This is a genomic window from Hydrogenophaga sp. (assembly GCF_028698005.1).
Taxonomy (GTDB): domain Bacteria; phylum Pseudomonadota; class Gammaproteobacteria; order Burkholderiales; family Burkholderiaceae_C; genus Hydrogenophaga.
Window position 1 is genome coordinate 1 of sequence record NZ_JAQVEJ010000249.1, and the last position, 2,941, is coordinate 2,941.

The 2,941-nt window shown below is 66.1% G+C and carries 4 protein-coding genes; all 4 read right to left on the minus strand.

Going from position 1 to position 2,941, the window contains the following annotated elements; genetic code table 11:
* Nucleotides 1–137: 137 nt before the first annotated feature.
* Nucleotides 138–659 (minus strand): hypothetical protein, encoded by a 522-nt coding sequence (locus tag PHQ87_RS15520; RefSeq protein ID WP_300236363.1) that lies wholly within the window; start codon nucleotides 657–659, stop codon nucleotides 138–140.
* The gene (locus tag PHQ87_RS15525; RefSeq protein ID WP_300236366.1) at nucleotides 656–2,227 is read right to left on the minus strand and encodes an IS66 family transposase; all 1,572 of its coding nucleotides are present in this window, start codon (nucleotides 2,225–2,227) and stop codon (nucleotides 656–658) included. The genes PHQ87_RS15520 and PHQ87_RS15525 overlap by 4 nt, the downstream gene beginning before the upstream one ends.
* Nucleotides 2,228–2,288: 61 nt before the next feature.
* A complete protein-coding gene (gene tnpB, locus PHQ87_RS15530) occupies nucleotides 2,289–2,636 on the minus strand; it encodes an IS66 family insertion sequence element accessory protein TnpB (protein WP_300236369.1) in 348 nt (115 codons plus the stop codon).
* Nucleotides 2,633–2,941, minus strand: a 309-nt coding sequence (locus tag PHQ87_RS15535) for a transposase (protein ID WP_300236372.1), incomplete at its 5' end; no start/stop codon positions are given. The genes PHQ87_RS15535 and tnpB, both read right to left, overlap by 4 nt.

The window sequence follows — 2,941 nt, forward strand, 5'->3', positions numbered from 1 at the left end:
CGCACAAGGCCAGCCGCATCGTCGAGCTCCTGCCACACCGCTGGAAACCTGCCGACGCCTGATCACCGGCCTCGGTAGGCATGGGTTTGCCGTAAGCGTTGCCTCAACACCCTCTTGACGAGGAGGACGGGAGGCAGTCAAACGTCCACGACGTGGCGCAGCAGGGCGAAGCCGACGCGCCAATGGGTGCCGTCGCCGGGGTCGATAGTGGCGGTGCGGCTGTTGATGCGCACGATGGTGCCCACGACGGTCTGCAGGTACTTGTCCTCGAAGGCAACCTTCTCCCCACACCGGAAGTCGTTGCGCGTCGGTCGCGGCACGGCGGGCGGCTCAGGCGCTAGCGCTTGTGGAGGTGCCGCAGGATCGGGGTGCGGCGGCTCGATCGCGGCGTAGGGCAGCCTCCATTCCTTGCGTTCCTGCAAGTCCTGCAAGGTGACCTGTGTCTCGCGCATGGCCACGACCTTGCCCTGGCGCAGGCTGCCATCGCGCCAGTCCACAAAGCGCACCGTCTGCCCCAGGTGCATGTCCTTGCGCACGGCAATGATGCGCCGCGGATCGGCCAGCAGTCGCTCGATCAGCGTGCTCAGCTGGAACAGCTCCAGGCTGCTGGCGTTTTGCAGGGCGTCCAGCACCCGCGGGTCGATGCCGGGTGCGCTCATGCGGCTTGGCGCTGCTGTGCCGGGTTGGCCTCTGACTGCATCAGGTTCCAGGGCAGCAGCTCATCGATGCGGTTGATGGGGTGATCGGCAATACGGCTGAGCACCTCGCGCAGGTAGGCCTCGGGATCCAGGCCATTGAGCTTGGCCGTCTGCACCAGGCTGTAGATCGCGGCCGCGCGCTCGCCGCCAGCGTCCGAGCCCATGAACAGGTAGTTGCCCCGTCCCAAGGCAACCCCACGAAGCGCCCGCTCGGCAGCGTTGTTGTCCATCTCGATACGGCCGTCATCGCAATAGCGCGTCAGGGCCCGCCAGCGAGTGAGGCTGTAGCCGATGGCTTGTGCCAATTCCGATTTGGCCGACACGCGCCCCAGCAGTTGGCTCAGCCAGGCGTGCATCTCCTGCAGCAGCGGGCTCGCCCGCGCTTGGCGTTGGACTCGTCGCATCTCTGGTGGCTGCCCTCGGATCTCACGCTCGATCGCATACAGCTCGGCGATGCGCCGCAGGGCCTGCGCCGCGATGGAGGTCTCGTCGCGGCCGCTGCTGAGGTACAGATCCCACCAGGGCCTTCGCGCGTGCGCCCAGCAAGCGGCCTCGGTGATCTGGCCTGAGCCGTAGAGCTTGCCCCAACCGCCATAGGCGTCCGCCTGAAGGATGCCCCGGTATTGCCGCAGGTGCCGCTGTGGATGTTCGCCCTTTCGGTCCGGCGTGTACTGGTACCAGGCTGCAGGTGGATCGCTCGATCCGATCGGGCGGTCGTCTCTGACATACACCCACAAGCGCCCGGTCTTGGTCTGGCCCCGTCCGGGCTGCAGCACCGGTACCGGCGTGTCGTCTGCGTGGATCTTGGCCGCAGCCAAGGTGTAGCGCCCCAGTGCCGCCACCAGCGGGTCCAGCAACTGATCGGCTTGATCGACCCAGCCGGCCAGCGTGGAGCGCTCCAGCTCAACACCGCTGCGGGCATAGATGCCGCTTTGACGGTACAAGGGCAAGTGGTCGCAATACTTGGAGACCAGCACATGGGCCAGCAGGCCGGCACCGGCCACACCGCGTGCAATCGGGCGGCTGGGTGCGCTGGCCTGGAAGATCGTCTGACAAGCCACACAGACCAGCTTGGGCCGTACATGCCGGATCACCTTGAAGTGCGCGGGCACGTACTCCAGTTGCTCGGAGACGTCTTGCCCGATCTTGCGCAACCGGGCACCGCAGGCCGTGCAGCCGCAGGGCTGACCCGTACTGTCGTGCTGACTGTCGCTGACCTGGGGCAGGTGTTCCTGGACCTCGCGCGGCAGATGCGCCGGCAGACCGCGGTCGATCTGCGCGTCGTTGGCTGGAGCCTGTGTCGATGCGAGCTTGGATCGGGAGGCCATGACGACATCGCCGCCATCGATCAAAGGCATTTGTGCCGCCCACTGTTCACTGGAGCTTCCGAACTCGGCGCGCACGCGACGCAGCAGTTGCAACTTGAGCTTGTCGACCATCAGCTTGAGCAGTGCCACCTCGCTATCGCGCGCCTCGATGATGCGTAGCAATTCTTCGCGGCTCGGCTGTGATGGGGTAGCTCTGGACACGGCCTCGATTGTGCCGCCCACCCGCGTGGCAGGCGATCGGGAATGACCCGCAACGGCAGCCCTACGCGGCCAGCTCTGGCCGATGCGTGCGCGCTGGCATGCGCCAATCGATGCCTTCGAGCAGCATCGACAACTGTGCCGGTGTCAGCGATACGCCACCGCACGAGGCTTGAGGCCAGACGAAACGCCCGCGTTCGAGTCGCTTGCTCAGCAGCAGAAGGCCCTGGCCATCGAACCACAGCACCTTGATGATGTCGCCGCGCCGGCCGCGGAAGACGAAGACGTGGCCACTGAACGGGTTCTCGCTCAGCGCGGTCTGCACCATCGCGGCCAGGCCATCGAAACCCTTGCGCATGTCGGTGTGTCCGGCCACGATCCACACCCGCGTGTTCGCTGGCAAGCCGATCATGCACGCAACGCGGTGACCACCGTCCTCAGTTGCGCGGCATCGACCTGACCGCTCAGGCGTATGACGGCGCCGCACAGTTCGATCTCCACTGTGCCCGTGGCCGATTGGGCAATGGTGGTCGCCACCACATCGGCACAGGGCTGCTGCGCGAGAACCGTGACGGGTAACAGTGCCTGGGTGCCCGATTGCCAATGGCCCAGCTTCATCCAGTGACGCAGCAGATTGGCGTTGACGCCATTGCGCAGCGCCAGACCCGCGACCGATGCGCCCGGTCTGCTGGCCTGTTCGACCAGCCAAGCCTTGAA